This window comes from Neisseria sp. P0009.S007, assembly GCF_051962515.1.
In genome coordinates this window covers 1-842 of the sequence record NZ_JBQCVF010000736.1, presented here as the reverse complement: position 1 = coordinate 842, position 842 = coordinate 1, and the positions used below count along the sequence as shown (strand labels likewise).

General features: G+C 51.9%; 1 protein-coding gene. It reads left to right on the top strand.

Annotation, left to right across the window (positions count from 1 at the left end; genetic code table 11):
- The coding region (locus tag ACTHS3_RS16030) for a BtrH N-terminal domain-containing protein (RefSeq protein ID WP_440368511.1) at positions 1-842 on the top strand (842 nt) is incomplete at both ends.

Here is an 842-nt window from a genome sequence, read left to right as displayed (position 1 = left end):
TTTCCACACCAGCATACCGCCCATTGCGAAAGCGGTGTGATGTCCACCCTGCTCAAATACCATGGCCACAATTTAGATGAAGCCATGATTTTCGGCATTGCCCATGCGCTGACATTTGTCTGGATGCCGCTGATCAAATTAAACGGCATGCCGCTGGTTTCTTACCGTACCGCGCCGCGCAGCATCATCAAAAACACCTGCAAGGCATTGGGGCTGAAATTGTCTGTCCGCAAATTTTCCGACGCACAAAGAGGACAAGCCGCATTGGATGCCGCGCTATCCTCAGGCAAACTGGCCGGTTTGCAAACCTCCGTCTTTTGGCTGCCCTACTTCCCGCCGCAAATGCGCTTCCATTTCAACGCACACAATCTTTTAGTGTACGGCAAAGACGGCAACGACTACCTCATCAGTGACCCCGTATTTGAAACCGTGCAACGCTGCGCCGCCGAAGATTTGCAGCGTGCGCGCTTCGCCAAAGGCGTATTGGCGGCAAAAGGCATGATGTACACCTTGGAAGATAACAGGCCGTCTGAAAAAATCATGGCAGACTTACCCGCCATTATCCGCAAAGCCATACGCAAAAACGCCAAACATATGCTCGCGCCGGTCTTTTTCATCGGCGTAAAAGGCATCCGCACGCTGGCAAAAAAAATCGAATCCCTGCCTGCCAAACAAAACGACAAATACCAAAAACTGTTTCTTGGCCATTTGGTGCGGATGCAGGAAGAAATCGGTACCGGCGGCGCAGGTTTCCGCTATATCTACGCCTACTTCCTCGAACAAGCCGCTCATATCTGCAACGAACCTGCGTTTCAGACGGCCTCAGAACAAATGACCGCCAT